The organism is Anseongella ginsenosidimutans, from assembly GCF_008033235.1.
Lineage (GTDB): Bacteria > Bacteroidota > Bacteroidia > Sphingobacteriales > Sphingobacteriaceae > Anseongella > Anseongella ginsenosidimutans.
In genome coordinates, this window is record NZ_CP042432.1 from 217,770 (window position 1) to 244,461 (window position 26,692).

Here is a 26,692-nt window from a genome sequence, read left to right on the forward strand (position 1 = left end):
TCTAAATGAACCGCCTTTTCAGCAGGTCATAAAATTTTCGGGCATCTTCTTCTTTGCGGCTCCAGCTATATTTACCTGCCAGCGAACGGTTCGTATATTCCAGCGCCTCCCCCAGGGAGTGACACATATCAATTCTTGTGATCGCCTGGTCAAAAGCGACTTTATCATCGTGGAACAGGTTCTTTATAAAATAATAGCGCTCATTGATCCCAATGCTTAGTCCCAGATTCAAAATAGGCGCTCCCGCTCCCTGTTCCGGCTGTTTTGGAACGATCCGCTCATAAAGAGTAGATTTCTTTTCGCCGAAACGCTCATTCAAACTCAGTTTCCGGTTTCCTTTCTCTTCAGACGGGTTGATTGACAGGTCTTGCCGGGAAGAAGGAAACGCCGGTTCCTGTACCGGGCCGGATTGCTGTGTGGAGGCGGGCTCCTGCGACGGCCCGGATTGCTGTGAGGCGGCGGGCTCCTGGGACTGAGCAGCCGGTTCCCGCGACGGAGCAGCAGGATCGTGCGACGGAGCAGCAGGCTCCCGCAACGGAGCGGATTGCTGCTGAGCGGGGTATTGTGCGCCTGGCGTGTGAGGTTGCGGCGTGCGGGGTTGCGGAACAGTTGGTTGCTCCGGCGCTGCGGATTCTTGCTGAAAAACTTCCGGGTCAGCTTTTTCCCGGGCAGGAGAAGCCGGCTTTTCGGAAGCGGAGGAGAACGGCTTTTCTGAAGAATGCACGGCAGGTCCTTCCGCTGAATGCGGAGCGGCCTTCCCGGGCGGCTGCCCGGCGGGTGATTCTTCGGGTTCCTGCGCTGCAGGCTCCGGATCAAGAAAAGCTTCCGCAATTGCTTCCCGGGAAGTATCGGTAGTTGACCGCCGGGGCTGTTCCTGCCAGGTGATCGTATTGCCGGCAGCGGGAGGCTGCTGCGCATCAGGTTCGTCCGCCCTTTCTTCTGCTGCCTTTCGCAGGGTTTCAGCCAGCGGCTCCTCTTTCACATGTAGTTTTTGCTTACCTGCAGCGTTTGGCTGATGAATCTTTTTATCGTCTTCTTCGAATTGCTCATTTTCCTCAAAGCTCAGGCGGAAACCAATATCGTCGTCCTCGTCCGCGGACCCCGGGGTGTTTGCCGGGGCCGGAAGCGCCGCCATCGCCTTGCGGCTGACCGGGAACTTTTTCAAAACCTTAGCATATTCGGCCAGGTAATTGGCGCTGGCCGCGAAAAGCTCCACTTCTACTTCATTTAATGATTCGAGGTTCTTTTCAAAGTACTCCTGCTGCTCCTGCAGGTCGGAGAGAATCGTTCCTATTTTCCCTATCACTGATAACTTGTCCATGTTTTTATAACAGTTATTTTGTCCTGAAATTATTCCAAATTATCCATACCGTCAAAAATAAATGCCCGTCTTCTCTTGGTTTATCAAAAAATTGCTATATTCCTATTGAAAACTTATTACTATTTAAAAATTTTAACACAATGGGAATTTTATCATGGATAGTCTTTGGACTGATAGCAGGTGCTATCGCCAAATGGATCACGCCCGGTGAAGACCCGGGCGGATGCCTGATTACCATTATCATCGGTGTGATCGGGGGCGTTCTTGGCGGCTGGATAGGCACCCAGCTGGGCTTCGGTGATATCTCCGGCTTCAATGTCAAAAGCTTCCTGCTCGCCATTGCAGGTTCCGTGATCCTCTTGCTGATCTACCGGGCTGTAAAAAGAAAATAACCAACAATATTCATTATGGCACAAGGTCTTATTAAAACCACGGATAGCCTCGCCGCTTTTATCCTGAGACTGGGATTGGCGATTGTAATCTTTCCTCACGGCGCGCAAAAAGTCCTCGGATGGTTTGGAGGAGGCGGCTTCCAGGGAACGCTGGACGGTATGTCGGCTGGTTTTGGATTACCGGTTTTCATCGTGATCCTGGTCATGCTGATCGAGTTTGTGGGGCCGCTTATGCTGCTTTTCGGCCTGTACACCCGTATCGTGGCCTTTAGCATGCTTTGCCTTTTTGCGGGCATTATTTTCTTCGCTCAGCTGGCCAACGGATTCTTTATGAATTGGGGAGGCCAGAATGCCGGGGAAGGATTCGAATATCATTTACTCGTGGTAGCTATGTCGTTGGCCCTGGTCAGTTCCGGCGCCGGCCGTTGGTCAGCAGACAGGAAACTAATGAAAGGCAGGCATTGAAAAACAATCCGTTCATGCGACATTTGTTCGTAAAAGCAATCTTCTTACTTACCTTTTGCCTCGCCGGCTGCGGAACCACCGGCGAGGCCATACTGCGCGACGTTGGCGGAGCCATTTATGGTCAGGCCGATCCAAGCGAACAGGAAGTAGCCCAGGGGCTGAAACAAGCCCTGGAAGTAGGCTTAGGCAAAGGAGCCGAAGCGCTTTCCAGGGAAAACGGCTTTTTCGGCGATCAGGCCATTAAGATCCTTTTTCCCGAAGAAGCCCGGAAGGCTGAACAGACTTTGCGTTCCCTCGGCTTTAATAAACTATGCGATGACCTGGTCCTCCGCCTGAACCGGGCGGCCGAAAAAGCTTCGGCCAAAGCAAAACCTATATTCATGAGCGCGATCAGGGAAATGACCCTTCCGGACGCTATGAATATACTGTTCGGAGATGATGACGCCGCCACTGAATACCTGCGGAGAACCACTTCAAGCCAACTTGCCGGCGCCTTCAGGCCCGTTATCCTGGAAAGCCTGGAAGAAGTCAACGCCGTAAGCCTCTGGAACCAGGTATTCACTCGTTACAATCAATTACCCATGGTGAAAAAAGTGACTCCGGACCTGGATGCTTATGTCACCAACCAGGCCCTGGACGGCTTATTCCTGGCGATTGCCAGGGAAGAAAAGAAGATCCGCGAAAATCCTCTCCAGCGCGGCACCGCCTTACTGAAGAAAGTATTCGGTTACCGGGACCGGAAAACCGCGGAATAGGAACGCTGTTCTAAAGCTAAAGCAGCTGTGAAACGCGGAACAGGGACGCTGTTCTAAAGCTAAAGCAGCTGGAAAACCGCGGAACAGATCAATAAGGAGGGCTTGTATCAGATCAAATACGGCGCAGGCCGGCGCGGCAGATAAAAAAGCAACCCACTAAGGTTTTAACGCTTGCAGGCATTCCGGAAGTGGTTTATATTTGCTAAATGAACACCTATGAAGCTAGAACTTACAATGCACTATCCAGGCGGATAGGCCGGCGTCACGCTGAAAACCTGGTCGATTTTGTCAAAGGAGAAACGAAAAGTGAAATGCGTTCCTTTTCAAAAATATTCATGACAAAAGAGGACAAAATTGAATTGTTTGAGAAGATAAGCGCTAACCGCGGAGACCTCACCGCTAAAATCAATACCGCTCAAAGAGAGATGGACAAGAAAATAAATACGGTTGAAACCAGGCTCACCGAAAAGATCAGCGCCGTCCAGAATAACCTGAACGCGGTGGAAGCCAGGCTCAGCGAGAAGATCAATACTGTCCAGAATAACCTGAACGTTGTTCAGATGAACCTGGAATACAAGATCAATACGACCAAATCCGAATTGATCAAGTGGATGGCGGGCTTCTGGTTCGCGGCAATAGCCCTTATTGTCAGTATTTTGAAATTCCTTTAAAGGCAGGCGACTGCCGCCGCTGATCCGGATACTTGTTTCCGCTGCAATGCGGCTCCATCATCCCCCACCTGCGCGGCAGCCGGCCCTCAGAACGCCCCTACTTCCGCAAAAAAGGTGGAATTCTGATCGCCGTGGCTGGCATTCACGGTTACCTTGAAATATTTCGCCTGAATTGGGGATGTAAGGAATACCAAATGCCGGTCATCGGTATTTTCCAGCGTGAATGTGCCGGCCGGTTCCCAGGCGACGCCGTCCGTACTAACCGCTATTTCGATATCTTTGGCATTCCCAGAGGCAGATCCCTGCCGGGGCGTAAAGATAAAACCGTTGAAAGTTACTTCCGCACCTGCATCTATGGCAAGGTAATGAGGCGGGCCCGGCTCGGCGCCCTCCCATTGGGTATGCCAGAACGTATTGATATCATCATCAAGTGCATGAATGGCATGTCCGTTATCTTCACCTTCTCCGGACGCTTCTTCTGATGAAAATCCCGATACCGACCAGGAAGACCGGTCAAGTTCTTCAAGGACTTCGCCCGTTAGGAATTCCGTATAGAACGTATCGATGGACAACGAATCGGGCAGGTATAAGGTCCGGTACTGGAAGGGCGTTCCGGGCTTGTAGTCTGCGATTTTCGCCTGGCTCGAATCCGGATGTACCATAAAGGTAGCCTCTTGTCCCGATATGGACGTGTATTTGAGTTCGGTGCCTACCACCTCGTTGCCGGGTGCAGCAAAGTCGAGTACCGCAGTATCCTCCCGCAGCCAGGCTTCATTCACCAGCCTCGGCAGTAAAACAGCCTGATACTTGTCACCGTAGACGGTCCCGCTTTCAAAAACAGGCACGGAACTATATCCTTCATCATCATACGTGTAAATCTCAAAGTTGTAAGTCCGTTCCGTCATATTTTCCAGCAGGAGATAAATAGTATCAATTCCGGCTGTTTTCTGAACGGCTATTTCAGCTGAATCGCCTCTGTTGTTCCAGTAAACCTTGCAGCGGCTCACGTTAGGGTCGGATATCAGTAACCAGGTGAACAGGATCCGGTTCTTTCCCGGGTAAACCATCACCGAATCTGCTCTTCCAACGTAACGGATCTCCCCTTCGGGCAAATACTGTTTATAATCGTCCATTTCTGAACAGGACGCCAATCCCGCTAATAAACCGGCCAGGCCCAGAAACATTATATATTTATTCAGTTTCATCGTTCTTCAGTTTGTGCTATACCTGTGTACTTCTCATTGTTGGGGGCTTCCCCAGAATGTAATTTCCATGAAGTGAACAAAACCGCTCCCGGCCCAGTTCCTGAGCGTTTTAAAACGAATGTACCTCACTTCGGGAGCATCGATCGGAACATTATATTCCTCGCCTCTTGCAGCTGCATCCACGTCATCCTGGGTATTGGATGCCGGCGGCAAACCAGATGGTTTTACAGACTCGCACTCCACCAGTTTTACCCAGTTGTCCCAGCTTCCGTCGGAAGGCGGATCATTGGAGCCCCATAATTCAAATTCCCGGGGATTCCCGTGCGTAAAGATCCATGTATCAGGGCGCTGCCAGATCTTAAAGCGGCTTAGCTTTGCTGTTACGCCTAAATCAAACGTAAACCATTGGGGGCTCGGCCCTCCGTTGTCGGTATGGAAACCCGTCCCGCCGTTATCTCCGTTCCAGAGATTAGGCATTACCCATCCCCAGGCGGAGGGCTCGTCGGTAGGCAGGCGCACCTCCTTGAATTCCCCCTTATCCAGTTCCGTTTCATAAAGCGGGGACAGCACTACCCGGAGGGTATCCGACAGGTTATTCCAGCGGTCGCGTACATACACTCCGAAATCCCTTTCCAGCGTATCATAGCCTCTGACGGAGAAACTGCCTTCCTTTAACTGGGTGTAAAACGTCTCGACAGGCACGTAGCCCCCTACTGTGTCATTGGTTAAGACCACGACCGCTATGCCGGCTTCGAATTCATTTTCAAACTTGATATTTGCACCGCCGAAGTCTTCCGTAACCGTCACGCTCTTAAAGACCTCTTCCACCGGCGGAGTAAGCGGATTTATCTGGATACTGACAGGTTCCGATTCATTCTCGCTCCGGTCGACGGCATATAATTTCACATCGTAGGTTCCGGTATCCCCGAATCCCTCCACAAGTACGGAATTAGTATATAAGGACCCCCTGCTTTCCCTCACCACCCCAGGCTTGGATTCGAACTCAGCCTTCACATACAAAAGATCCTTATCCCGGGGCAGGGAATAAGTTATCCTTGCCGCTCCATGCAGGTTTTCCACGCTTACATTGGAAACAGGCCCCGGTACGCTGCCGTCATTTTCCACAGGATTATTGATCTCTTCTTCCTTACAGCTGCCGGCGGCCATTATCACAAGCCCGGTAAAAAACATAAATATTGCTCGTTTCATAATGATTATCTGATTGTTAAAAAAACTACCACCCCAGGCTTTGCACCAGCTTCCTGTTCACTACGGTATTCTGTTCCCTGATAGGCCAGAAATAATCCCGCGGCGCCCGGAATGTTTGCTTAAACAATACCCTGGGACGATAATAGCTTTCCGCATCGGCCTTTTCCACATCCCAGCCGAGAACAGGGCCGTTAAAGGCATCGTCCGCCTTCTTCCACCTTCTCAGGTCCCAGTAGCGATGCCCTTCAAAGGCCATTTCAATCATCCGCTCCTGGTGAATGATCTCGCGCAGGCCTTCCCTGGAAGTGTACTTGTCCGGCTGCCTGGAATAGGTGGACCAGGACTCTTCTACCGTTTTCAATCCTGCCCGTTCTCTTACCAGGTTAAGCCATTGGTATACTTCCGCTCCCGGTCCCGCTGACTCGTTCAGTGCTTCAGCATACAACAGGTACAGGTCGGCCAGGCGCATAATGGGCCAGGGGTATTCTTCGATACTCAGATCCTGTGCGTCCTGGATAATAAAATTCCAGTTTACCAGCTTTTTCGGAAAGTACCCGGTAATGGAGTAACGTCCTACGCCTTTCCGCGCCGAAGTCTGGTCCATTTTAGCCTCCACGTGCCAGGGCTGGGTATCGTCATATTTTCCCTGTCCGTACCAGATGGCCCCGTCAAAAGCCAGGTCGGCGTAAAAACGAGGCTCCCGGTCAAAATGCAGGGCGACCGTTTCATAGCCTTCCTTGAGGTTAAATCTATCTTCGGAGGAAGCGATTTTGAGGGCGTAGCGATTGGCATAATCCCAGGTCTTATCTTCAGAGATGGGGACGCCGTTCTCGCTGTAAAATAATTCGGCCATTCGCATGGTGGGCGCCAGCTGGCCGAGTGCCTGCTCATTAATCAGCCGGCTCGGGTCAATCCGGGCCATGGCAAGGCGCTGGATATAATTCCCGGTACTGTTGCTCGATCCCCAGACCAGTTCCTCATTCCATCGTTCCCCGATGCTGTTACGGATATTCATTTTAACCTTGGTAGTCTCGGAAATATCATACAAGGTCGAAGGGAAATAATAAAGTTCCTTACCTGCTGCGTGACAGGCTTCAATGGCTTCCCTGCAGGCTTCGGCCGCTCTTTTCCATTTTTCAGGATCACTGGAGGCGCTGAAGAGCATGGTGCCGTCGGGATTGGCGAAGTTCGCGAAATCCGCGTTTCCGTTGAAAAGCGGGCTGGCGGCAAGCATCAGCACTCTTGCCTTGATACCCAGGGCGGCAAGGCGGGTAACCCGTCCAAGTTCCGAGGTTTGATCCGGCACTACTACGGGCAGATCCGCGGCCGCTTCGTCCAATAGCCCGACAATATAATTTACCACGGAATCTACGGGCTGCCGGCTCACTTTCACCTCTTCTACTGAACTCGATATAGGAAGATTCTCGTGAATGATCGGCACGGGGCCATACATCCGGAGCAGCCAGAAATGATAATAAGCTTTAAGGAACTTTACTTCCGCCACCCAGCGCACCTTCATATAAGGCTCCAGGTCAATAACGTTGTCAACATTCTCAAGGAATATATTACAGTCGCGCAGAGCGGTAAACAAGGGTTGCCCTCCTTGTAATCCATCCCAGTAATTGAGGTAGGGATCCACGATATTCTGGTTACCCCTGGCTATCTGGAGCGAATTAGAGTTGAAATTGGTGACGGGATAGAATTGCCAGAATTCGTCGCCGGCAACAAAAGCGGGGTTCCATTGAGGATCACCTTCGGCAGGCAGGTAGGAGTAACAGGTAAAGAGGTACTTCTCTGCTTCCGATCGCATCGTAAACGCGTTATCTATGGTTGCAACGTTGTCAGGTATTACATCCAGGTAATTATTGCAGGAGGCAAGGATTGCAAGCGCTCCTGTCATCATCAGTACTTTTATATATTTCATAATTGACAAGATCAGAATCCAACTTGTAAGCCTATATTAAACACCTTTTGAATGGGATAGCTGAGCCCGTTGCCGGCCATCTCGGGATCCCAAAGCTTGAATTTGCTGAACGTCATAAGATTGGTGCCGCTGAGGTACACCCGGACATCGGTGATTTTCCATCTTTCAATATGCCGTTCGGGTATGCTATAACCTAATTCTACGGATTTTAACCGCAGAAAGCTTCCGTTACGCATAAACCAGCTGCTTCGCTGAACGTTGTTATTTATCACCGTACTGCTAAGGCGGGGCCAAAGGGCGTGCAGGTTCCGGTTATCTTCCGACCAGTGATCATCGGCATAAGCCTGGAGAAGCTGGTTTTGAAGGCTGTAGCCGGGTAGTTCGTCGTTCGAATATCGGTAGGCCACAAAGGGCGCCGTTGCATACGGATCTATCCAGAAGGACGAACGTCCCGAGCCCTGGAGGAAAGCTGAAAAGTCAAAGCCTTTATAGCCGGCGGAAAAGCCAAAGCCGTAGATGATCTCCGGATCGGTTGGAAAACCAAGCGGCACCTGGTCCAGGTCTGTTATTTGCCCGTCGCCGTTTACATCATGGTATTTGATATCTCCGCCCATATACTCCCCATAATTCTGCCTGGGAGAATTGAGTACTTCATAATCGTCAACAAAAAGGCGCTCGGCGATCAGCCCCCAATGCTGGCTCAGCGAGTGCCCGAGATGGGATTTATATTTTTCCCGGTAATCAGGTTCTTCGTAAGCCGTAAATTCGCTCGCTGCATAAGTAAAGTTGACCCTTCCCTGCAGCCAGAGGCCCTGGTTGAACACTTTATTATAATCCAGAGAAAAGTCTACGCCGCTGGATCTTGCCTGGCCAACGTTAGCTTTTACATCCGCCTGCAGCCCCATGGAGGTTGGAATGGAACTCCTGGTCATCAAAATATTGCTGCGGTCGCGGCTGAAATATTCAGCGATAATCTCAAAATCGTTAAACAGCCCTAATTCAACGCCCAGGTTAAGCTGCTTGTCTGTTTCCCAGGTAATCGCCTCGTTGGGGTACCGGCCGATGGTTACCCCCGGCCTTATGTAATTGAAATTGGTCCCGAAACGTGCCTGGTTATTCGCATCGTTCAAGTTCACGTTGGATAGATAAAAGAAACGATCTTCCGGGCCGCCGATGGCGTCATTACCTACCAGCCCGTACGTTGCCCTTAGTTTCAGTTTATGAATACTGGAAATCATGGGTTCCCAGAACTTTTCGTTGCTGATATACCAACCCAGCCCTACGGAAGGGAAAAATCCGAAACGTTCGCTTTTATGAAAGCGTTCGGAACCGTTATACCCGAAGGTAAATTCCGCCAGGTAGCGGTCATCGTAACCATAGGTGAACCTGCCGGACAACCCTTCATTGCGGAAGGGAAGTGACCGTTGAAGGTCTCCGGCATTGGCCACCAATGAGTTGCGCCTGATATAAACGAACATCCCGCTTACGTCATGGTTTTCTGCGAACGTCCTGTTATAGTTTACCGCGGCTTCGATATAAACCGTAGCCGTAATATCCTTCGCCCCCTCATCGTAGCCCAGGTATTCGGTGGCCTGCCCCTCATTCATCAAGGCAAGGCTGTATGACCCGGTCTGCGGATCATATCCGCCCGCCTGGTAATAATAGGGGTTATAAAACCGGGATACGTCATAATAGGAATAACGCTGCGCGTTCCCCATAGCCCTTGCTGAAAGTCCCGGGACCACCCATCCAAAGTCTTGTTTCAATTCAAACTGGGCCATCATATTGGAACGCGTCCAATCCTTGTAGCCTTTTACCATGTCGGCATAGGGATTAAGAAAGTTACCCGATCCCTGGTTAGAGTTGCCAAACAGGATATGCTTTACCCTGGTCCTGGACGCCCCTTCCGGAAAATAAGCGGGAAACAATACCGGGTTAGAGCGCATGATCTTACGGTAAAGCCCGTCTCCTCCGTCAACCGGCCCCCGGTAGTCATCAAAGCTGCCGTAAAGCCGCACAATGGTTTCGGTCGTTTTGGTGAGGTCGATATTCACGTTGGACCGGAGCAGGTAAGACTTCAGGTCAATATTGCTGTTAAAGTTGTTCCTTTTGTCTACATCCAGGATGCCATTATCCTGGTTAAACGTACCGGCAATGTAGTACCTGGCTACCTTTCCGCCCCCGCTCACGCTAAAGTTAGCACGCTGGTTACTGGTAGTATTTTTAAGTAACATGCTCCTCCAGTCTATTGCCGGGTAAGCATAAGGGTCCGTACCTGCGATCGTATTGTCAATTTTATTCTGGGAATAGGGAAGCAGGCCAATGGGGTCGCGTGTCAGCACGGATTCGTTGTGCAGCAGCATATAGGTGATCGGATCGGCCAGCTCGATATTCTGCGTATTGCTCGAAATGGAGTTTTCGAGGCGGAGCGATACCCTGGCGGCCCCCTCCTTTCCTTCTTTGGTGGTGACCAGGATGACGCCGTTTGCCCCTCGCGCGCCGTACAGTGAAGTAGCGGTGGCATCCTTCATAATTGAAAAAGTGGCAATATCATCCGGCTGCAGGCGGGCCAGGTCGGTGGCGCTTAACTCTATTCCGTCTATCAGGATCAACGGGTCCTTCTTATAGCCAAAGGTAGTTACCCCCCGGATGAAGAAGCTGGCATTATCCTGGCCTGGCTCTCCGGTTCGCTGGTAGGCGATCACGCCGGATAAACGGCCTGCAAGTGCGGTCGTGAGATTGCTGGAAGGGACTTTTAGTTCTTCAGGATTAATAGTGGTCACGGAACTGACCATACTTGACTTCTTCTGCGTCCCGAAAGCAACTACCGCTACTTCGTCCAGGGCCTCCACATTGCTGGCCAGCATAATCGTAACTGGCTGGCCTTTCCGGACAAGCATCTCCTTGTCTTTATAGCCGACAAAGGAAAAAACAAGCGTTGCCTGCTCGCCGGAAATATCCAGGATAAAGTTGCCCTCCAAGTCCGTATTGGTGCCTTGCTGAGTGCCTTTTATCATTACCGAAACGCCGGGAAGGGTTTCCCCGGTTAAGCTGTCTGTTACCGTCCCGCTCAGGCCGCTGTTGTCCTGGGCCTGAAGCCAGGCGGGGCTGCTCAACAAAAAAGCGAGGAAAAAAAGCAGTCTTTTCCAGGCAGAAAAGACAATACGACATCGTTGAATCATAAAGAATCTGATTTAGGTTGCTAACTATTTATGATACTGTGTAATTCAAATAAGCAGCGAGGGAAATATATTGGTTTAGAATCGCTGAATATTTGTATTATGTTAGACGTAAATATAGATGATAATCTTTCAATATACCAAATTAAATATTTCAAATTAAATTCGAAAAAGCTTTTTCTTAAAAAGAAATGCAACCGAGTGCATATGCAATAAAAAGTAATACATAATCGAAAGCAAAGAAAAGCCCCACGTAGTTGAACCTACGCGGGGCTTTTCTTTTAGTATTTCAGGATTTTCGCGCTTTAAAAAAAAGCGGTTATTATACGGTGGGGTTACCCTGTTTAAAAAGCATTGCTTTGTTTAAAGGATTACGCGGGCCTGCTGAAAAGATATTCGTTTTTCAGGAAGGATTAGCCGTTCTTAAAAATGGCGTCCATTTTCTGGCTGATCGTGAGCAGCCGTTCCCGTTTGCCCCCCGGCACTTCGGCCGAAGCCCAGCCCGAATACCCGATTTTTTCCAGGGCCTTGTTTACTTCCGGCCAATTGCAGTCCCCTTCCAGGAGTTCTACATTGAAGCCTTTCCAGATCCCTTCTTCCTGTTGTTTCTTCCGGCTATATTCTTTTATATCCAACTTAATGATGCGTTTTCCGAGGGCTTCGATCCAATGCTCCGGCCACCCGTACCGTACAATGTTCCCTACGTCAAAATACCATCCTACCATGGGGCTGTCAAATTCGTCCACATAGCGGGCAGCTTCCAGCGGGCTGATCAGGAAGTTATTCCAAACGTTCTCAAAAGCGATCTTTATACCGGTCTCTTTGGCCAGGGGAAGCACTTTCCGGATCTCTTCCTGGGAGCGTTTGTAGGCATCTGCATAACTTACGCCCTGGTTTACTACGCCGGGTACCAGCAAAACCGTGGTACCGCCGTACAGTTTACAATCCCTGAGCGATTGCTCGAGCGCCTTCACGCATTTTTCCCGGACTTTCGGGTCAGGATCAGAAAGGGGGGAACTCCAATGCGCGGAGTTCACTACTCCCGGAAGTTCAAGGCCGCTTTCTTTCTTTGCTTCCAGGATCTCGTCCGGATCAAGGTTATTGGGAGAATCCAGCTCCACGCCGTCAAATCCCAGTTCTTTGAGCAGCCGAAATTTCTCCAGGATGGTTCCTTCTTCTTCTACCATCCCGAATTTCAGGGATTTCTTTATTTTCAGAGGCTTTGCCGACGCCGGGATGCCGCTATTTGCTGCAAGTCGGCCGGGCCATCCGAGTCCTGCCAGCGCTGCGCCGGCCGCACTGCTTCTGATAAACGTTCTGCGTTCCATTTTTTCTTGGTTTAGGGGATCCCGGCAGGCTTGTTCTTATAACGATCCGGCCGGGAGCCGGTTAAATAAATTCAGTAATGCCTGGCATGGCCACGTTTACTACCGGGGGCTCCTGTTTCCAACCTTGTACATCAGTTCCGAGTACTTCTGTGGAATTGATCGCTTCTTCCCAGGTAATCCTCCGCCCGGTATAGGCGGCCATTCTGCCCATAATCGCCAGCATGGAACTGTGAGCCATATATTCACCGTCGTTGATTGGTTTTCCCTGGCGGATGGAGGCAAACAGTTCATCATGTTCCGTCTGGTACATATCATTCTGCTCGCCGGTAAACTTCCACTGGTTAGCTCCCTGTATTTCATGGAAATTACGGGAACAATCCACAACTGCCCTGCCCTTATCGCCAAAGATCTCTACATCGTAGCTGTTCTGGCAGTTTTGCTGCTGACGGCTGAAATGGAAGCCCCTGGCGCCGTTCTCGTATTCATAGGTAATGGCGAAGTGATCATAAATATGGCCAAAAACATCGTCGGTCCGTACCTGCCTTCCGCCGGTTCCCATTGCACTGACCGGCAGCTTCCCTCCCATTGCCCAGTTCATCATGTCTATGCAGTGTACCGCCTGTTCAACAATGTGGTCACCGGAGAGCCATGCGTAATAAGGCCAGTTGCGAAGCTGGTATTCCATATCTGTCCAGCCGGCTTGCCGGGGATGCGACCATAGGGCGCTGGTATTATAGGAATTATAAATAGTTGAAATATCGCCTACCGCACCGCCCAGGACTTTTTCGAAAATAGCCCGCTTGGGAGTGTGGTAGCGCCAGCAGAAACCGGAAACCAGGGAAAGGTTCTTTTCGCCGGCTTTGCGGGCGGCTTCCAGTACCTTCCGGATCCCCGGGGCATCAACTGCCACCGGCTTTTCACAGAAAATATGTTTTTCGGCTTCTACGGCAGCTGCCAGGTGCTGGGGGCGAAAGCCCGGCGGCGTGGCAAGGATAACCACGTCCACGCCTGATTCCAGCACTTTCTGGTAGGCGTCAAATCCAAGAAACTGACGCTTTTCCTTTACCTTTACTTTATCCCCGTGGATCTTTGATAAATTATCCAGGGAGGTTTTGAGTTTATCTTCAAATACATCGCCCATGGCATGCAGTACGACATCCGGATCGGCTTTCAGCGCCTGGTTGGCTGCTCCGGTACCCCGTCCGCCGCAACCGATGAGCCCTATTTTAAGCTTCTTTTCTTTCGCATTTCCGAAAGCATTGCCCGGCGTCAGAATGGCCGGTACAGCGGTGCCTGCAATGGCAAGGCCGCTGATCCTGAGAAAATCCCTGCGTCTTGTAATCATTTCTATTGGTTTAAAAGGCCTGAAAGATAACGAGTAATTTTCTTTGTAACAAGTTAGAATAAGCCCAGTTGACGGTCCTCTTTCCCGGTAATGTTTACATCGTCGGGGTTGGTGATCTCCAGCTCAACGTTCTTTTCGGGCTTCTTCGCCACTTCAGGCTTTTCAGGCGTTTCGGGCTTTACCGCCGGCGCATCCGGTTTTGCCGGGGTTGTAGATTTTTCAGCAACTGCATTGGGTTTTTCCAATGACGTACCTGGTTTTCCCGTCAGAGCTTCGGGTTTTCCCGCCGGAGCTTCGGCTTCTCCGGGACCTTCAGGTTTTTCCGATGGACCAGGCCTCCCCGCTTCAGCTTTTTCCGCCGCTTGCGTGGCACTGTCTTCATCCAGAGCCGTCCGTTCCGGCGCAGCCGGACCAGGCTGTTCCGGCATATCCTTGTTTCCGGAGGAAGTACCGGCAGGCGCTACCGGAGCCTCTTCCAGCAGCCGGACGCTTTTTATCGGCTGTGCAGAGAGACGATTACCGATTGCTTTCAACCCTTTCACATCAATAAATTCGGCCAGGCTCACCTGGAAAACCTCCGGCGTTTTACTTTTTCCCTTCAATATTTCCACTTCGGCTAACGGCGCGGCCGAAGGCGAGATCAGCACCAGCTTGGAGCCGTTTTCCTCGCTGATAAAGGAAACCTTCCTGCCCGGGCTGAGATCATCCAGGCGGAAACGCTTAACGTAGTGATGATCGGATTTTTTGTCAAAGTGTATGGCCGTATATACCTTTGACGGATCAAATTTTTCAAGCAGCGAAATTCCTTCTCCAAAATGAGTACTGAGATCGAAGCCGGTAAGTTCATAACTTCCGTTTTTATATACGACGGCTATTTTGTCTTCGCCCTCAAATTCGCCGAGATACAAGCCCCGCTCGTCGGCATTGAGCCGCTGCACAATTTCATCGAACCATATCCGGCGTCCGGCAAGCGTAGATATACCTTTCGACTTCAGTTCTATCTTGCGGATTGGATATTTCGTAAGCGTGTTCCCCTGCGCCGAACGGCCCTTAATGGCCACTTCGGCAAAATCAGCGTCAAAGGAAAGCTTACGAAGGCGCTGCATCTTTTTATGAAAGATCGTTACTACTTCGGCCTCGCCGTTCGGGTTTTCAGTGAGGTAAAGCAGGGAAGAACCTTTTCCGCCTTTGGCAAGCTCGTATTCCTTATCCCTGGTAATGCCCCCTACGTTAAACCGCTTAATATATGATTTGCCGGAGCTGCCGTCCCGGTAAATCATATTATATACCGTGCGCTCATCGCCTTTTTTATAGATACCGGCGTGTACGATATTCTTCCCCACAAATGTTTTATCGGCTACCCTGGTAACCACGCACCTGCCGTCGGCCCGGAAGACAATAATATCGTCCAGATCAGAACAATCAAACAGGTACTCATCCTTCCGGAGCCCGGTTCCCACGAAACCGTCACTGCGGTTCACGTATAATTTCACATTGGCCAGCGCCACCTGTGCTGCCTGGACAGCTTCGAATTCCCTGATCTGCGTCCTGCGTTCGCGGCCCTTGCCGTACTTTTCCTTTAATTTTTCAAACCAGGCAATGGCATATTCGGTAAGATGCCTCAGGTGATGCCGTATTTCCTTCATCTCCTCTTCCAGCTGCTTCAGCTGTTCATCCGCCTTTTTCACATCAAACCTGGTGATGCTGCTCATCGGCTTTTCAATCAGCTTTTTATAATCTTCCTGGAGGATCTCCCGGTAAAACTGTTCAAAAAATGGTTCAAAAAGCCTATTCAATACCAGCGTAACCGCATCCAGGCTGCCTGCATTTTCATAGTCAGGGTGTTTGTACATCCCCTCCCCAATGAAGATTTTAAGCAGGGAACTGAAGAATATCTTCTCCTGGAGTTCGCCGAGGCGTATCTCCAGCTCTCTTTTCAAAAGGTTTTTAGTGTACTGAGTGGACTCAACCAGGATATCGTTCACACTCATAAAGTGTGGTTTATCCTTCTTGATCACACAGGTATTAGGAGAAATACTTACTTCACAATCGGTGAAGGCGTATAAAGCGTCGATGGTCACGTCGGGCGAAATTCCCGGCGCCAGGTGAACAACAATCTCCACGCCGCTGGCCGTATTGTCTTCGATCTTCTTGATCTTTATCTTGCCCTTGTCATTGGCAGAGATAATGCTGTCGATCAGCCCCCCGGTAGTTACTCCGTAAGGTATTTCATTAATTACCAGGGTCTTCTTGTCTTTTTCCTGGATCCGCGCCCGAACCCGAACCCGGCCGCCGCGCTGGCCTTCATTGTATTTTGAAAAATCCGCAATGCCGCCGGTAGGGAAGTCGGGCAGAATATCCGGCCGGTTACCTTTCAGGGATTCGATCGAAGCGTCAATCAGTTCAATGAAATTATGCGGCAGGATCTTGGTAGCCAGCCCTACGGCAATTCCGTCGGCGCCCTGGGCAAGCACCAGCGGGAATTTCACTGGAAGGGTCAGGGGTTCCTGATTTCGTCCGTCATAGGACAGCTGCCATTCGGTTGTCTGCGGATTGAAAACCACTTCACCGGCAAATTTGGACAGCCGCCCTTCGATATACCTTGCAGCGGCCGCGGAATCCCCGGTAATGGGATCGCCCCAGTTTCCCTGGGTATCTATCAGCAGGTTCTTCTGCCCCAGTTGTACCATCGCATCCCCAATGGAAGCGTCGCCGTGAGGATGGTATTTCATCGTGTTCCCGATCACGTTAGCCACTTTGTTAAAGCGGCCGTCATCCATTTCTTTCAGCGAATGCATGATGCGGCGCTGAACCGGTTTAAGCCCATCGTGAATATGGGGCACGGCCCTGTCCAGAATCACATAAGACGCATAGTCCAGGAACCAGTTTTCATACAATCCGCTCAGGGGAGTGACGTTGTGAAGCACTTCGCTTTTCTCTGCGCCCTGACCGCTGTTATCTCCGTCCGGGCTGCCTGCCTGCGCACTGTTTTCCTTTTCTTCCGACATCGGTGCTATTTGTTATTTACAGGTATTTCCTGATTAAGTTTTCCCATATATCATAGCCCTTGCTGTTCATATGCAGCCGGTCTTCTAAAAATAACTCGCGCATGGGTACGCCCTCATCATTCAGCATGGCCTGGAAGACATCTACAAATTCCCAGTTGCAGGGATGTTTTTTGATAAACTTTGCCACGCGGCCGTTAAAATCCTTATAAGCCGGCAGCAGCTTCTGGCGTCTTGGGCTGGGCTTGGCCGCGATATAATAAACCTTTGTTTCAGGCAGGCTGTCAGTGATCAGCTTGTGAAATTCCAGGAACTCCTTGTACACCTCAGCGGGAGTTTGCCCTGCCGCCAGGTCATTATCGCCTGCGTATATGAATATCTTGGAAGGCCGGTACGGAAGCAGGATGCGTCCGGCATAATGGGTAACATCGGAAAGCTGGCTTCCGCCGAAACCGCGCTCAATAATGGCATAACCTTCAAACCGTTCCTTCAGGTCCTTCCACATCCGGATGGACGAACTCCCTGTGAAAAGAATCGCTCCCTTTGGCGGGAACTCCTGCTGATCCTGCTGCTCGAAAGCTGCAATTTCTTTCTCAAAACGGCCTTCCTGGGCTGCAGCGGCCGTACCCAGGCAAATAAAAACGATAGCTATGGCTAAATATTTCATAATTTAAAATAGTTAAACTGGTACTTGTTCTTCCTCCACGATATCTTTTTCCACGCGGAGGCGTTTGATAATAAATTCCTGGCGGTCCGGTGTATTTTTTCCCATATAATAGGATAAAAGCTGCTTGATGGTCGTGTCCTTTTTCAGGATAACCGGGTCAAGGCGCATATCAGCGCCGATAAATAAGCCAAACTCATCGGGGGATATTTCTCCCAGCCCCTTGAAGCGGGTAATCTCCGGCTTTCCGCCCAGCCTGGCAACCGCTTTCCGCTTTTCGTCTTCGGAATAACAATAGATTGTTTCCTTTTTATTCCTGACCCTGAATAAGGGGGTTTGCAGGATGGACACGTGTCCCGCCTTTACCATATCCGGGAAAAACTGCAGGAAAAAGGTCATCAGCAGGAGCCGGATGTGCATGCCGTCCACATCCGCGTCAGTAGCGATTACGACATTGTTATAGCGGAGCCCCTCCAGCCCGTCCTCGATATTGAGCGCATGCTGAAGTAAATTGAACTCCTCATTTTCGTAAACGATCTTCTTGGTAAGCCCGAAACTGTTCAGGGGCTTCCCTTTCAGGCTGAAAACGGCCTGGGTATCTACCTTACGCGCCTTTGTGATAGAGCCACTGGCCGAATCGCCCTCTGTAATAAAGAGGGTGGTTGCCAGGCGAAGGTCCTGGTCGGCCTTTTCATCACTGAGATGCAGCTTGCAGTCCCGGAGCTTTTTATTGTGAAGAGCGGCCTTTTTAGCCCGTTCATTGGCAATCTTTCGGATCCCGGCAATCTCCTTGCGTTCGCGCTCGGATTGCATGATCCTTTTCAACATGGCCTCGGCTACGGCGGCATGCTGATGAAGGTAATTGTCCAGTTCCTTCTTCACGAAATCATTGACAAATGAACGCACGGAAGGCCCGTCCGGGCCGATATTTAAGGAACCAAGGCGCGTCTTTGTCTGGGATTCGAAAACCGGTTCCTGCACTTTAATGCTGATCGCCGCTACAATAGAGGCGCGGATATCGGTGGCGTCAAAATCTTTTTTATAAAATTCCCTGAGTGTTTTAACCACCGCTTCCCGCAGCGCGGCCTGGTGGGTGCCGCCCTGGGTGGTATGCTGGCCGTTGACGAAGGAATAGTATTCTTCCCCGTACTGGCTTCCATGCGTCATGGCGAGTTCTATATCATTTCCACGGAGGTGAATTACCGGGTAACGGATACTTTCCTCTTCCACATTGCGCATCAGCAGGTCATATAATCCCCTTTCGGAATGAAATTTTTGCCCGTTGAACTGCAGGGTCAGGCCGGCATTCAGGTAAACATAGTTCCAGATCATATTTTCTATGAATTCCGGAACAAAGCGAAAATTGCGGAATACTGTGTTATCGGGCACAAAGGTGATGGAAGTACCGTTTCGCTGGCTGGTTTCCGTTTCTGCTTCCTCCTTTACCAAGACACCCTTTTCAAATTCGGCCCGCTTGGTCTGGCCATTCCGGTAAGACTGCACGCTGAATTTTTCCGAAAGCGCATTCACGGCCTTGGTACCTACTCCGTTCAGCCCTACTGACTTCTGAAAAGCGTTACTGTCGTACTTTCCGCCCGTATTGATCTTCGACACGCAATCGATCACTTTCCCCAGGGGGATGCCGCGCCCGTAGTCGCGCACGCTTACCTTATGGTCGCTTACATTCACCTCGATGGTTTTTCCGGCGCCCATTACAAATTCATCGATGGAATTATCAATGATTTCCTTCAGTAATATATAGATGCCGTCATCATGCGCGGAACCATCGCCCAGCTTGCCGATATACATTCCCGGCCGTAAACGTATATGCTCCTTCCAGTCAAGCGAACGAATGTCTTCTTCGGTATAATTTGCCATAGTTTTCTAATAGCGCCAATTATTATAGCTCTACAAATGTATTATAAATGATGTTTTGGAAAGGAATAAGATTTCAACAAACGGAAACCTTGTTAGTTTGCGGCGATCTTTTCCAGGAGGTCGGCAGCATTCCCCACCCCGTTTTCCTCCTTGATCTTCCCGGATATCGCAGCCGCGTTTCCATGCAGTGTTTTATCTGAAGCCAGGGTCCGGACTTGCTTTACAAAGCTCCGGGGCATGAGTTTATTCAGGGGCACGGGCTGTACGCCGCATTGCATTTTAAAAGCTTGCTTGCCCCAGAACATATGATCGCCCAGCGGATGCAGCACCGGGCAGATAAACATCGGTTTTCCCGCCCGCAGGCATTCGGCAATGGTTCCAATGCCTCCGTGATGCACAACAGCTTTTACGCGCGGCAGCAGGCTGTGATAAGGAAGATCCTCCGCAAAAAGGATCCGGCCATTGCCTTCAAATGAGCTGGATTCCCAGTTTTGCCAGCCTTTTGCTACCAGGAATCGCTCGTCGGTTTCATTCAGGGCAGCTTCAAGCAGCTTTTCAAAGGGAAGCTTTGTCTTTACGGACATACTTCCGAGCGTCACCAATATAGGCGGTTCGCCTGCGTCCAGGAAATCGGAGATCTTTTTTTCGGGAAGTTGGGATACCGGGGTGGAGAACCAGAAACCGGTCATATAATGATTATGGGGCCAGTCGCTTGGACGCGGCAGGAATTCTTTACTGATCCCGTACAGCGCCGGCGTATCTTCTCCCATCTGGGAAGCCGGCCATCCCTGCCTGGTCCGGAAATCCTTTAATCGCTTATTGATCCAGTTATAGGTGAATTTATTGGCACGATACGTAAAGCGGTTAAATATCTTTGGTAACCATTGAAGTCCGCCCATGATCGGATTGCCAAAATCGGCAGTAGAGGCAATACCGGGAACCACCGCCGCACGGACTGCGCGTGCCGGAAGCTGGCTGGTAAAGCTATGAGCAAGGGTCTTAGGGCGGTAAATGATCATGTCGCTTTCCCGGGCGATCTCATAAAAGTCTTCCAGGACATTATTCAGAAGCGGAAAAACGATTCCGTTCAGATGCTTTTTAATTGTCAGGGGATTGGCTTTTAGCAGCTTCATACCCTCGTCGGTTTTGAGCAGGGAATGATAATCCGCCCTTACGGGCCGGAATGTTATCCCGTGAGACTCCACCAACTCCCTGAAATATTCTCCCGTGGCGAGGATCACATCGTGTCCTCTCATTTTAAGTTCCTGGCCGAGTGCAACAAAGGGTTGCACGTCGCCGCGGGTACCAAGCGTAAGGATGGATATGAGCATTGAACACAGCACTCAAAAATTATGCCTTAAATATTGCCGCCCCCGGGCCTCCCCGCCTGAAATAATCGCCCCGGGTTCGCGTTATCTTTCGGCAGGACTTGCAACTTTTTCATTACAATGCAACCCCGATGCTAAACGTTTAGTGCTTTCCTGCGTCTTACAGATATAACAAAAGCGGAGGAATCATGAAAAAGACCTTCAACATACTGATGGCAAGCCTTATAGCAGGCTTCATTATTACACTCGCCGGCGCGGGACGATCATTCGCGCAACCGGGTGCAAGCATTTCATTTCAAACATTTTACGATGAACTTTCTCCGTACGGAAGCTGGATTGACGATCCGGATTACGGGTACGTCTGGATACCGGACGTGGAACCGGGCTTTCAGCCTTACGCTTCCAGAGGGCATTGGATGGCAACGTCTTATGGCAATACCTGGGTTTCCGATTACGAATGGGGATGGGCGCCTTTTCATTACGGCCGCTGGAAGTACGACGATTATTACGGCTGGATGTGGATCCCGGGATACGAATGGGGGCCTGCATGGGTCAGCTGGCGTTCCGGAGGCGACTATTACGGTTGGGCGCCCCTGCAACCGGGCATAAGTATTGGCGTTGCCGTGAACCTGCCTCTTTTTCACTGGACATTCGTCCCGAGGAGGTATATTACCAGCCATACTATTTATAACTATTACCTGCCCCGCAGAAGAGTGGTAAATGTTTATCATCATACCACGATCATTAACAATTATTATGTTCGCAATAACCGGCGGTATATCTGCGGCCCGCGGTACAGGGAAATTGAACGGGTGACCGGAAGAAGGGTACATGTGTACAATGTGAGCCATTCGGCCCGCCCGGGCAGGGTGTCGGTACGGGGAAGCTCGGTACAGATGTATCGTCCTTCGGTGGTAAAGTCCGGTTCAAATTCCAGGCCGCGCCCGTCCAGCGTATATGCCGCTGATCGCAGCAACCCCCGGCCGGGAAGATCAACCGCCGCTCCCTCCAACCGTCCCCGCTCGTCCGCAAGGACGGACGCAGATATAAGGGAATCCCGGTCATCCAGGCCGCAAGCTCGTCCGCAGGCCGCTGAGTCGCGCCCGCAGGCAAGGCCTCAGACACGGGAGTCGCGCCCGCAGGTCCGTCCTCAATCAGGCAACTCCCCTGCCAGGGAAGCACGTCCACAGGTTCGCCCTCAAACAAGGGAATCACGACCGCAGGCCAGGCCCCAGGCAAGACCTCAATCAGGCAACTCCCCTGCCAGGGAAACACGTCCACAGGTTCGCCCTCAAACAAGGGAGTCACGACCGCAGGCCAGGCCCCAGGCAAGACCGCAGTCAGGCAACTCGCCTGCCAGGGAGTCACGGCCCCAGGCCAGGCCTCAAACAAGAGAAGCCCGGCCGCAGGCAAGACCGCAAACACGCGAGTCACGGCCGCAGGCTCGTCCTCAGACAAGAGAAGCCCGGCCCCAGGCCCGGCCGCAAAAGGTTGCTGAAAGGAAAGTTTCGGCACGTGAATCTTCTTCAAGGGGAAGCCGGCCAAGGAACTAAGGATTATCAGGCTATTCCGGAATACCTGAAACAAAGCCGCCCGAAAACGGGCGGTTTTTTCTATTTTTACCGGCTAAATTAAATCATGGACAACTTTATTGACGCAATTAACCGGGTCATACGTACCCGCCGAAGCATTTTTCCCGCAAGCTATACCACGGAAGACATTCCGAAAGAAGTCATTGAGGCGATCATCGCCAATGCAAATTATGCTCCAAGTCACAAGCTGACCCAACCCTGGCAGTTCAGCGTTTTCCGGAAAGAAGGCCTGGAAAGGCTTGCTGACGAGTTCGGACGCCTTTATAAAGAAAATGCCGCGCCCGGCAGCTTTCTTCCATCCAAACTGGATGCAATCAGAAACAAAGTATTAAGTTCATCCTGCGTAATTGCCATTATTCTGAAAACTCATCCTGAAAAGCTGCCTGAATGGGAAGAACTGGCATCGGTCGCCTGCGCGGTACAGAATATGTGGTTAACCGCAACGGCCCTGCAGGTAGGCGCCTACTGGAGTACTCCCGGAACAATTTCCCAGCTTAGCGAATTTCTTCAGCTCAAGCCGGATGAGAAATGTATAGGGCTCTTTTACATGGGCTTCCACCAGGAGCTGCCCCGCGAGGCGCAGCGCAGCCCCATCTCAGAAAAAACAAGGTGGATCGAAGAATAATAAACGATAAAAAGTTACCTTTGTTAACAGGTGAACCCAGATGATATTGAAGATGAAGAGATTTTTAATCCCTGCTGTTTTATCGCTTGTAATGTTTTCCGCCTGTCAGCCGGGCCCGAAGCAAAATCATTCCCAGTCCATTGACAGTCTTCTGGACGATACGGTAACAAGCGAAGAAGGCCGGCAGATTAAAGAAGAGAAATCAGGTTCCGCAAAGGTGTCCTTCGAAAAATCCTATACGGCGCCCAATGGTATCCAATTCAATATTACTACACTGGGAGATGATTCGCTGAGGCAAATGCAGATCATTGCCGTCAGGGACGGAATCTTTCTTACAGATATCATGGAAGAGATCGTAGGGGAACTTATTATCGTTCGCATTACCGATCTGAACGACAATGACAATCCTGAACTCCTGATATTCACCGAAACGCGGGATGATCACGAATACTGGCATTTCTATGCCTATGAGTTCTCTGATAAGGACTGGAATAAGATATATTTTCCTGAGCTAAGCGAGGAAGCCCTCCGCGGGTACCGGGGAGAAGACGTTTACCGGTTGATAGGCCGTGACATGCTGAGAAGGACGTTTCCTGTTTTCCTGGAAAAAGACAGCACCAAATCCAGCGGCGGAAAACGGGTAATAGAATACATGCTCAACGAAAAGGGCGAAATGTATATAGATACGATACTGGTTAATAAAAAGTAGCAGGTATCCAGATTCGAAGGAGCGGGCCGGCCAGCGGAATTTTGCGTTGACCGCAGCGAGCGAATTTTGATTCTCAGGCGAATACGGAAGCATTCGGGATTCCAAAAATCAGCACAAGCGAGTCCGGATAACGCAAAATCCGCGCCCGTTCGGCGGGGAACACTTCTCCGTAATACTTGATACCTGCTACTGGGTACTATTGCATTTCTATGACTGCGCAGCCTTTTCTTCCGCCGGCATTGCCGCTGGGCTGGCTGTGAAAGTCATCGTGCATTTCATGAACGATAATGGCGTGGCCAACAATGTTCTTGGTAGTATCGGTACAATCCAGGCACCAAAGATCGGTTGTTAATTCCAGGGTACCTTTTCCGTCTTCGCCTACTTCTATATTACCGATATCCCCTCTGTGGAAAGGCGCTTCGCCCCATTTTCCATGATCCTCATTAGTGGGATTCCAGTGGCCTCCCGCTGAGGAACCGTCTTCCGAGCTGCAATCGCCGTTCTCATGGATGTGAATAGCGTGTGTTCCGTTGCCCGGCGAGGTAATATCCGCCACCATTTTTATTTCTCCGTTTTCTTCCGTAAAGGTTACGGTTCCGCTGATCCCGTTTTCGCCGAGGGGGCTGATATTGGCTACAGCGGTTTTAACCGCAGATTCAGTCGCCATTGGCTCTTCGGTAGCGGAGGTATCGCCGGATTCGCTTCCCGATTGTGAAGAAGGGTTGTTGCAGGCCGAAAAGGAAACGGCAAGCATAGCAGAAAATGCAAATAAAGAGAGAGAGTTAGCTTTCATAACTTTAAACTTATTTTGAGGTTAAAAATTCTACGTTTTGGAGGCATATGAGATGTAAAGGTAACAAAAAACCTGCCAGTCTGCCATTCCAATTTTTTTTTGAGATTAAGGCCAGGGGGAAACAAAATATTTAATACTGAGTTTCGTTATATAGCATATAAATAAAATTTCGAAATCCTTTTACGCTTATGATCAAATACTCTACTCCGAATGATTTGCTTCGTCTCTTCCGGGAAGAAGGAACAGAAGAGAAAAGCTTTTTCAGCAAACCTGAATCCGATCAGACCGAGAGCCTGGCGCTTTTAAAGGAAATGCTGGATGGGTTATATACTGAGCCAGCCGAAAATTGTGTAAGGAAAGTCCTTGAATATTCCCGCTCGCTGAATCCACTATAATTCCTTTCTATATTTGTAAATGCTCAAAAAAGAACGTTACAAGGGATTTATAGATTTTTTCTCTACCCATCAGCCGGACGCGGAAACGGAATTACATTATACCAACCCTTTCGAATTGCTCGTGGCCGTTATTCTATCCGCCCAATGTACCGACAAACGGGTAAATATGATCACGCCCGCGCTTTTTGAACGATTTCCTGCCGCAGCGCATCTTGCAGCGGCCGAACCCGAAGACGTTTTCCCCTATATCAGGACCATTAGTTATCCGAACAACAAAGCAAAACACCTGGTGGGCATGGCCAGGATGCTGATGGAAACCTTTGAAGGCAAGATCCCCTCTGACATCGATGATCTGCAAAAGCTTCCCGGCGTGGGCCGGAAAACCGCGAACGTAATTGCTTCGGTGGTCTACCAAATGCCTGCGATGGCCGTGGATACCCATGTGTTCAGGGTATCGCACCGCATTGGCCTGGTAAGCGACAAAGCCAGGACGCCTTATGCGGTGGAAAAAGAACTGCTCCGTTTTCTTCCTGAAGATAAGGTATATATTGCCCACCACTGGCTTATCCTTCACGGCCGGTACATTTGCATTGCCCGTAATCCCAAATGCCTTGAATGCGGAATAACGGCGATTTGCAATTATTTTGCAAAAAACCGTCTGAAAGAAATCAAGCGCAGCGGCAACCCGAAAGGGGTTTAAGAATGACACGAAATTTCTTAAAACTTGTACCTTTATTCCATGGGATAATTCTTATCTTAGCAAAAATTTTTAGCAAATGAGCGAAGTTAAAACAGAGAAGCTGAAGGCCTTACAGCTTACCCTTGATAAACTGGAAAAAGAATTTGGCAAAGGCACAATCATGCGCCTGGGCGATTCGCCCATTGTGAAAGTAGAAGCCATTCCCACCGGTTCCATTGGGCTGGACATTGCCCTGGGGATCGGCGGCTTTCCCAAGGGCCGGGTGGTAGAGATCTATGGTCCCGAATCTTCCGGTAAAACCACGCTGGCTATCCATGTAATTGCCGAAGCCCAGAAAAAAGGCGGGGTAGCGGCTTTTATTGATGCGGAACATGCATTTGACAAATATTACGCCCGTCAATTGGGTGTGGATGTGGACAACCTGCTTATTTCTCAACCGGATAACGGGGAACAGGCGCTTGAGATTGCCGATAACCTGATCCGCTCCGGGGCCATTGACGTCCTTGTAGTGGATTCGGTGGCTGCGCTTGTACCCAAAAGCGAGCTGGAGGGAGAAATGGGCGATTCCAAAATGGGCTTGCAGGCCCGGCTAATGTCACAAGCCATGCGCAAGCTCACAGCCACTATAAGTAAAACTGGCTGCTGCTGTATATTTATCAATCAGCTCAGGGAAAAGATCGGCGTGATGTTCGGGAACCCCGAAACCACCACGGGCGGGAATGCTCTCAAATTTTACTCCTCGCTCCGGTTGGATATTCGCCGTATCAGCCAGATCAAAGACGCAGATGAAGTGAGCGGAAACCGTGTCCGGGTAAAAGTGGTCAAAAATAAGGTTGCCCCTCCTTTCCGTATTGCTGAATTTGATATTATTTACGGGGAAGGGATTTCCAAAGTCGGAGAGATCATTGACCTTGGAGTTGAATTTGGAGTTGTCAAAAAATCGGGCTCCTGGTTCAGTTATGGCGAAACCAAGCTTGGACAGGGCCGGGAAGCTGTCAAGCAGCTGCTGCTCGACAATCCCGAACTTTCCGCCGAACTGGAAGCAAAGATCAAAGAGATCGTTACCGGGGATAAGCTGGAAGAAAAATAACCTCTCCCATTCCTACCAGCGTTTTAAGAGTCGCCTTCGGCTTCCGGAAACGTTGCGCGAGAGGATGATAATTCATTAAGGGCGCAAAAAATTGCGCCCTTAATGATATAAAACAGGCA

At 50.4% G+C, this 26,692-nt stretch carries 22 protein-coding genes; 10 read left to right on the forward strand and 12 right to left on the reverse strand.

Going from position 1 to position 26,692, the window contains the following annotated elements; genetic code table 11:
- Position 1: 1 nt before the first annotated feature.
- A complete protein-coding gene (locus FRZ59_RS00995) occupies positions 2-1,321 on the reverse strand; it encodes a DUF8457 domain-containing protein (protein ID WP_132127718.1) in 1,320 nt (439 codons plus the stop codon).
- Positions 1,322-1,461: 140 nt separating this feature from the next.
- Here FRZ59_RS00995 and FRZ59_RS01000 point away from each other — a divergent pair, with 140 nt between their 5' ends.
- The 4 genes from FRZ59_RS01000 to FRZ59_RS01015 all read left to right on the forward strand — a co-directional run bounded on the left by FRZ59_RS01000 (position 1,462) and on the right by FRZ59_RS01015 (position 3,604).
- A complete protein-coding gene (locus tag FRZ59_RS01000; protein WP_132127717.1) occupies positions 1,462-1,713 on the forward strand; it encodes a GlsB/YeaQ/YmgE family stress response membrane protein in 252 nt (83 codons plus the stop codon).
- Positions 1,714-1,728: 15 nt separating this feature from the next.
- A complete protein-coding gene (locus FRZ59_RS01005) occupies positions 1,729-2,178 on the forward strand; it encodes a DoxX family protein (RefSeq protein ID WP_132127716.1) in 450 nt (149 codons plus the stop codon).
- A 14-nt stretch (positions 2,179-2,192) separates the two neighbouring features.
- A complete protein-coding gene (locus FRZ59_RS01010; protein WP_132127715.1) occupies positions 2,193-2,933 on the forward strand; it encodes a DUF4197 domain-containing protein in 741 nt (246 codons plus the stop codon).
- A 206-nt stretch (positions 2,934-3,139) separates the two neighbouring features.
- Positions 3,140-3,604: a hypothetical protein gene (locus FRZ59_RS01015; RefSeq protein ID WP_132127714.1), complete on the forward strand. Its 465-nt coding sequence runs from the start codon at positions 3,140-3,142 to the stop codon at positions 3,602-3,604.
- A gap of 86 nt (positions 3,605-3,690) precedes the next feature.
- On the opposite strand, the gene FRZ59_RS01020 is transcribed toward FRZ59_RS01015, so the two are convergent.
- The 10 genes from FRZ59_RS01020 to FRZ59_RS01065 form a co-directional block, all read right to left on the reverse strand.
- A complete protein-coding gene (locus FRZ59_RS01020) occupies positions 3,691-4,809 on the reverse strand; it encodes a DUF4998 domain-containing protein (protein ID WP_132127713.1) in 1,119 nt (372 codons plus the stop codon).
- Positions 4,810-4,842: 33 nt separating this feature from the next.
- Positions 4,843-6,018: a DUF5000 domain-containing lipoprotein gene (locus FRZ59_RS01025; RefSeq protein WP_132127712.1), complete on the reverse strand. Its 1,176-nt coding sequence runs from the start codon at positions 6,016-6,018 to the stop codon at positions 4,843-4,845.
- Positions 6,019-6,043: 25 nt separating this feature from the next.
- Positions 6,044-7,942, reverse strand: a complete 1,899-nt coding sequence (locus FRZ59_RS01030; RefSeq protein ID WP_132127711.1) for a RagB/SusD family nutrient uptake outer membrane protein — start codon at positions 7,940-7,942, stop codon at positions 6,044-6,046.
- A gap of 11 nt (positions 7,943-7,953) precedes the next feature.
- Positions 7,954-11,124, reverse strand: coding sequence for a SusC/RagA family TonB-linked outer membrane protein (locus tag FRZ59_RS01035; RefSeq protein WP_132127710.1), 3,171 nt, complete (start codon positions 11,122-11,124; stop codon positions 7,954-7,956).
- A gap of 410 nt (positions 11,125-11,534) precedes the next feature.
- The gene (locus FRZ59_RS01040) at positions 11,535-12,449 is read right to left on the reverse strand and encodes a sugar phosphate isomerase/epimerase family protein (RefSeq protein ID WP_132127709.1); all 915 of its coding nucleotides are present in this window, start codon (positions 12,447-12,449) and stop codon (positions 11,535-11,537) included.
- 61 nt (positions 12,450-12,510) lie between these two features.
- Positions 12,511-13,794 (reverse strand): Gfo/Idh/MocA family protein, encoded by a 1,284-nt coding sequence (locus tag FRZ59_RS01045; protein WP_192901586.1) that lies wholly within the window; start codon positions 13,792-13,794, stop codon positions 12,511-12,513.
- 53 nt (positions 13,795-13,847) lie between these two features.
- Complete coding sequence (locus FRZ59_RS01050; protein ID WP_132127708.1) at positions 13,848-16,802, reverse strand: DNA gyrase/topoisomerase IV subunit A; 2,955 nt, start codon at positions 16,800-16,802, stop codon at positions 13,848-13,850.
- Between the two features lie 16 nt (positions 16,803-16,818).
- The gene (locus FRZ59_RS01055) at positions 16,819-17,466 is read right to left on the reverse strand and encodes a GDSL-type esterase/lipase family protein (protein ID WP_132127707.1); all 648 of its coding nucleotides are present in this window, start codon (positions 17,464-17,466) and stop codon (positions 16,819-16,821) included.
- A gap of 12 nt (positions 17,467-17,478) precedes the next feature.
- On the reverse strand, positions 17,479-19,341 hold the full coding sequence (locus FRZ59_RS01060) for a DNA topoisomerase IV subunit B (protein ID WP_132127706.1): 1,863 nt from the start codon (positions 19,339-19,341) through the stop codon (positions 17,479-17,481).
- A gap of 92 nt (positions 19,342-19,433) precedes the next feature.
- Positions 19,434-20,672 carry a glycosyltransferase gene (locus tag FRZ59_RS01065; RefSeq protein WP_132127705.1) on the reverse strand — a complete coding sequence of 413 codons (1,239 nt, stop codon included), beginning with the start codon at positions 20,670-20,672 and terminating at the stop codon, positions 19,434-19,436.
- A 185-nt stretch (positions 20,673-20,857) separates the two neighbouring features.
- Between FRZ59_RS01065 and FRZ59_RS01070 the strand changes: the two genes are divergently transcribed.
- From FRZ59_RS01070 to FRZ59_RS01080, 3 genes are all read left to right on the forward strand, one after another.
- Positions 20,858-22,222 (forward strand): DUF6600 domain-containing protein, encoded by a 1,365-nt coding sequence (locus tag FRZ59_RS01070; protein WP_132127704.1) that lies wholly within the window; start codon positions 20,858-20,860, stop codon positions 22,220-22,222.
- An 85-nt stretch (positions 22,223-22,307) separates the two neighbouring features.
- Positions 22,308-22,886, forward strand: coding sequence for a nitroreductase family protein (locus tag FRZ59_RS01075; protein WP_132127703.1), 579 nt, complete (start codon positions 22,308-22,310; stop codon positions 22,884-22,886).
- 52 nt (positions 22,887-22,938) lie between these two features.
- Positions 22,939-23,595 (forward strand): hypothetical protein, encoded by a 657-nt coding sequence (locus FRZ59_RS01080; RefSeq protein WP_132127702.1) that lies wholly within the window; start codon positions 22,939-22,941, stop codon positions 23,593-23,595.
- A 196-nt stretch (positions 23,596-23,791) separates the two neighbouring features.
- On the opposite strand, the gene FRZ59_RS01085 is transcribed toward FRZ59_RS01080, so the two are convergent.
- On the reverse strand, positions 23,792-24,388 hold the full coding sequence (locus FRZ59_RS01085; RefSeq protein WP_132127701.1) for a superoxide dismutase family protein: 597 nt from the start codon (positions 24,386-24,388) through the stop codon (positions 23,792-23,794).
- Positions 24,389-24,576: 188 nt separating this feature from the next.
- On the opposite strand from FRZ59_RS01085, the gene FRZ59_RS01090 reads away from it, so the two are divergent.
- The 3 genes from FRZ59_RS01090 to recA all read left to right on the forward strand — a co-directional run bounded on the left by FRZ59_RS01090 (position 24,577) and on the right by recA (position 26,573).
- On the forward strand, positions 24,577-24,783 hold the full coding sequence (locus tag FRZ59_RS01090; RefSeq protein WP_132127700.1) for a hypothetical protein: 207 nt from the start codon (positions 24,577-24,579) through the stop codon (positions 24,781-24,783).
- Positions 24,784-24,802: 19 nt separating this feature from the next.
- Entirely contained in the window at positions 24,803-25,483 is a 681-nt protein-coding gene (nth, locus tag FRZ59_RS01095) for an endonuclease III (RefSeq protein ID WP_132127699.1), read from the forward strand.
- A gap of 76 nt (positions 25,484-25,559) precedes the next feature.
- Positions 25,560-26,573, forward strand: a complete 1,014-nt coding sequence (recA, locus tag FRZ59_RS01100) for a recombinase RecA (protein ID WP_132127698.1) — start codon at positions 25,560-25,562, stop codon at positions 26,571-26,573.
- Positions 26,574-26,692: the final 119 nt, after the last annotated feature.

Bases quoted from the DNA above. Each gene is read 5' to 3' on its own strand.
- FRZ59_RS01050 (WP_132127708.1), bottom strand. From the start codon at position 16,802: ATGTCGGAAGAAAAGGAAAACAGTGCGCAGGCAGGCAGCCCGGACGGA.
- FRZ59_RS01040 (WP_132127709.1), bottom strand. From the start codon at position 12,449: ATGGAACGCAGAACGTTTATCAGAAGCAGTGCGGCCGGCGCAGCGCTG.
- FRZ59_RS01010 (WP_132127715.1), top strand. From the start codon at position 2,193: ATGCGACATTTGTTCGTAAAAGCAATCTTCTTACTTACCTTTTGCCTC.
- recA (WP_132127698.1), top strand. From the start codon at position 25,560: ATGAGCGAAGTTAAAACAGAGAAGCTGAAGGCCTTACAGCTTACCCTT.
- FRZ59_RS01030 (WP_132127711.1), bottom strand. From the start codon at position 7,942: ATGAAATATATAAAAGTACTGATGATGACAGGAGCGCTTGCAATCCTT.
- FRZ59_RS01055 (WP_132127707.1), bottom strand. From the start codon at position 17,466: ATGAAATATTTAGCCATAGCTATCGTTTTTATTTGCCTGGGTACGGCC.
- FRZ59_RS01065 (WP_132127705.1), bottom strand. From the start codon at position 20,672: ATGCTCATATCCATCCTTACGCTTGGTACCCGCGGCGACGTGCAACCC.
- FRZ59_RS01035 (WP_132127710.1), bottom strand. From the start codon at position 11,124: ATGATTCAACGATGTCGTATTGTCTTTTCTGCCTGGAAAAGACTGCTT.
- FRZ59_RS01005 (WP_132127716.1), top strand. From the start codon at position 1,729: ATGGCACAAGGTCTTATTAAAACCACGGATAGCCTCGCCGCTTTTATC.
- FRZ59_RS01085 (WP_132127701.1), bottom strand. From the start codon at position 24,388: ATGAAAGCTAACTCTCTCTCTTTATTTGCATTTTCTGCTATGCTTGCC.
- nth (WP_132127699.1), top strand. From the start codon at position 24,803: ATGCTCAAAAAAGAACGTTACAAGGGATTTATAGATTTTTTCTCTACC.
- FRZ59_RS01020 (WP_132127713.1), bottom strand. From the start codon at position 4,809: ATGAAACTGAATAAATATATAATGTTTCTGGGCCTGGCCGGTTTATTA.
- FRZ59_RS01045 (WP_192901586.1), bottom strand. From the start codon at position 13,794: ATGATTACAAGACGCAGGGATTTTCTCAGGATCAGCGGCCTTGCCATT.
- FRZ59_RS01025 (WP_132127712.1), bottom strand. From the start codon at position 6,018: ATGAAACGAGCAATATTTATGTTTTTTACCGGGCTTGTGATAATGGCC.
- FRZ59_RS01090 (WP_132127700.1), top strand. From the start codon at position 24,577: ATGATCAAATACTCTACTCCGAATGATTTGCTTCGTCTCTTCCGGGAA.
- FRZ59_RS01015 (WP_132127714.1), top strand. From the start codon at position 3,140: ATGAACACCTATGAAGCTAGAACTTACAATGCACTATCCAGGCGGATA.
- FRZ59_RS01080 (WP_132127702.1), top strand. From the start codon at position 22,939: ATGAAGAGATTTTTAATCCCTGCTGTTTTATCGCTTGTAATGTTTTCC.
- FRZ59_RS00995 (WP_132127718.1), bottom strand. From the start codon at position 1,321: ATGGACAAGTTATCAGTGATAGGGAAAATAGGAACGATTCTCTCCGAC.
- FRZ59_RS01060 (WP_132127706.1), bottom strand. From the start codon at position 19,341: ATGGCAAATTATACCGAAGAAGACATTCGTTCGCTTGACTGGAAGGAG.
- FRZ59_RS01075 (WP_132127703.1), top strand. From the start codon at position 22,308: ATGGACAACTTTATTGACGCAATTAACCGGGTCATACGTACCCGCCGA.
- FRZ59_RS01000 (WP_132127717.1), top strand. From the start codon at position 1,462: ATGGGAATTTTATCATGGATAGTCTTTGGACTGATAGCAGGTGCTATC.
- FRZ59_RS01070 (WP_132127704.1), top strand. From the start codon at position 20,858: ATGAAAAAGACCTTCAACATACTGATGGCAAGCCTTATAGCAGGCTTC.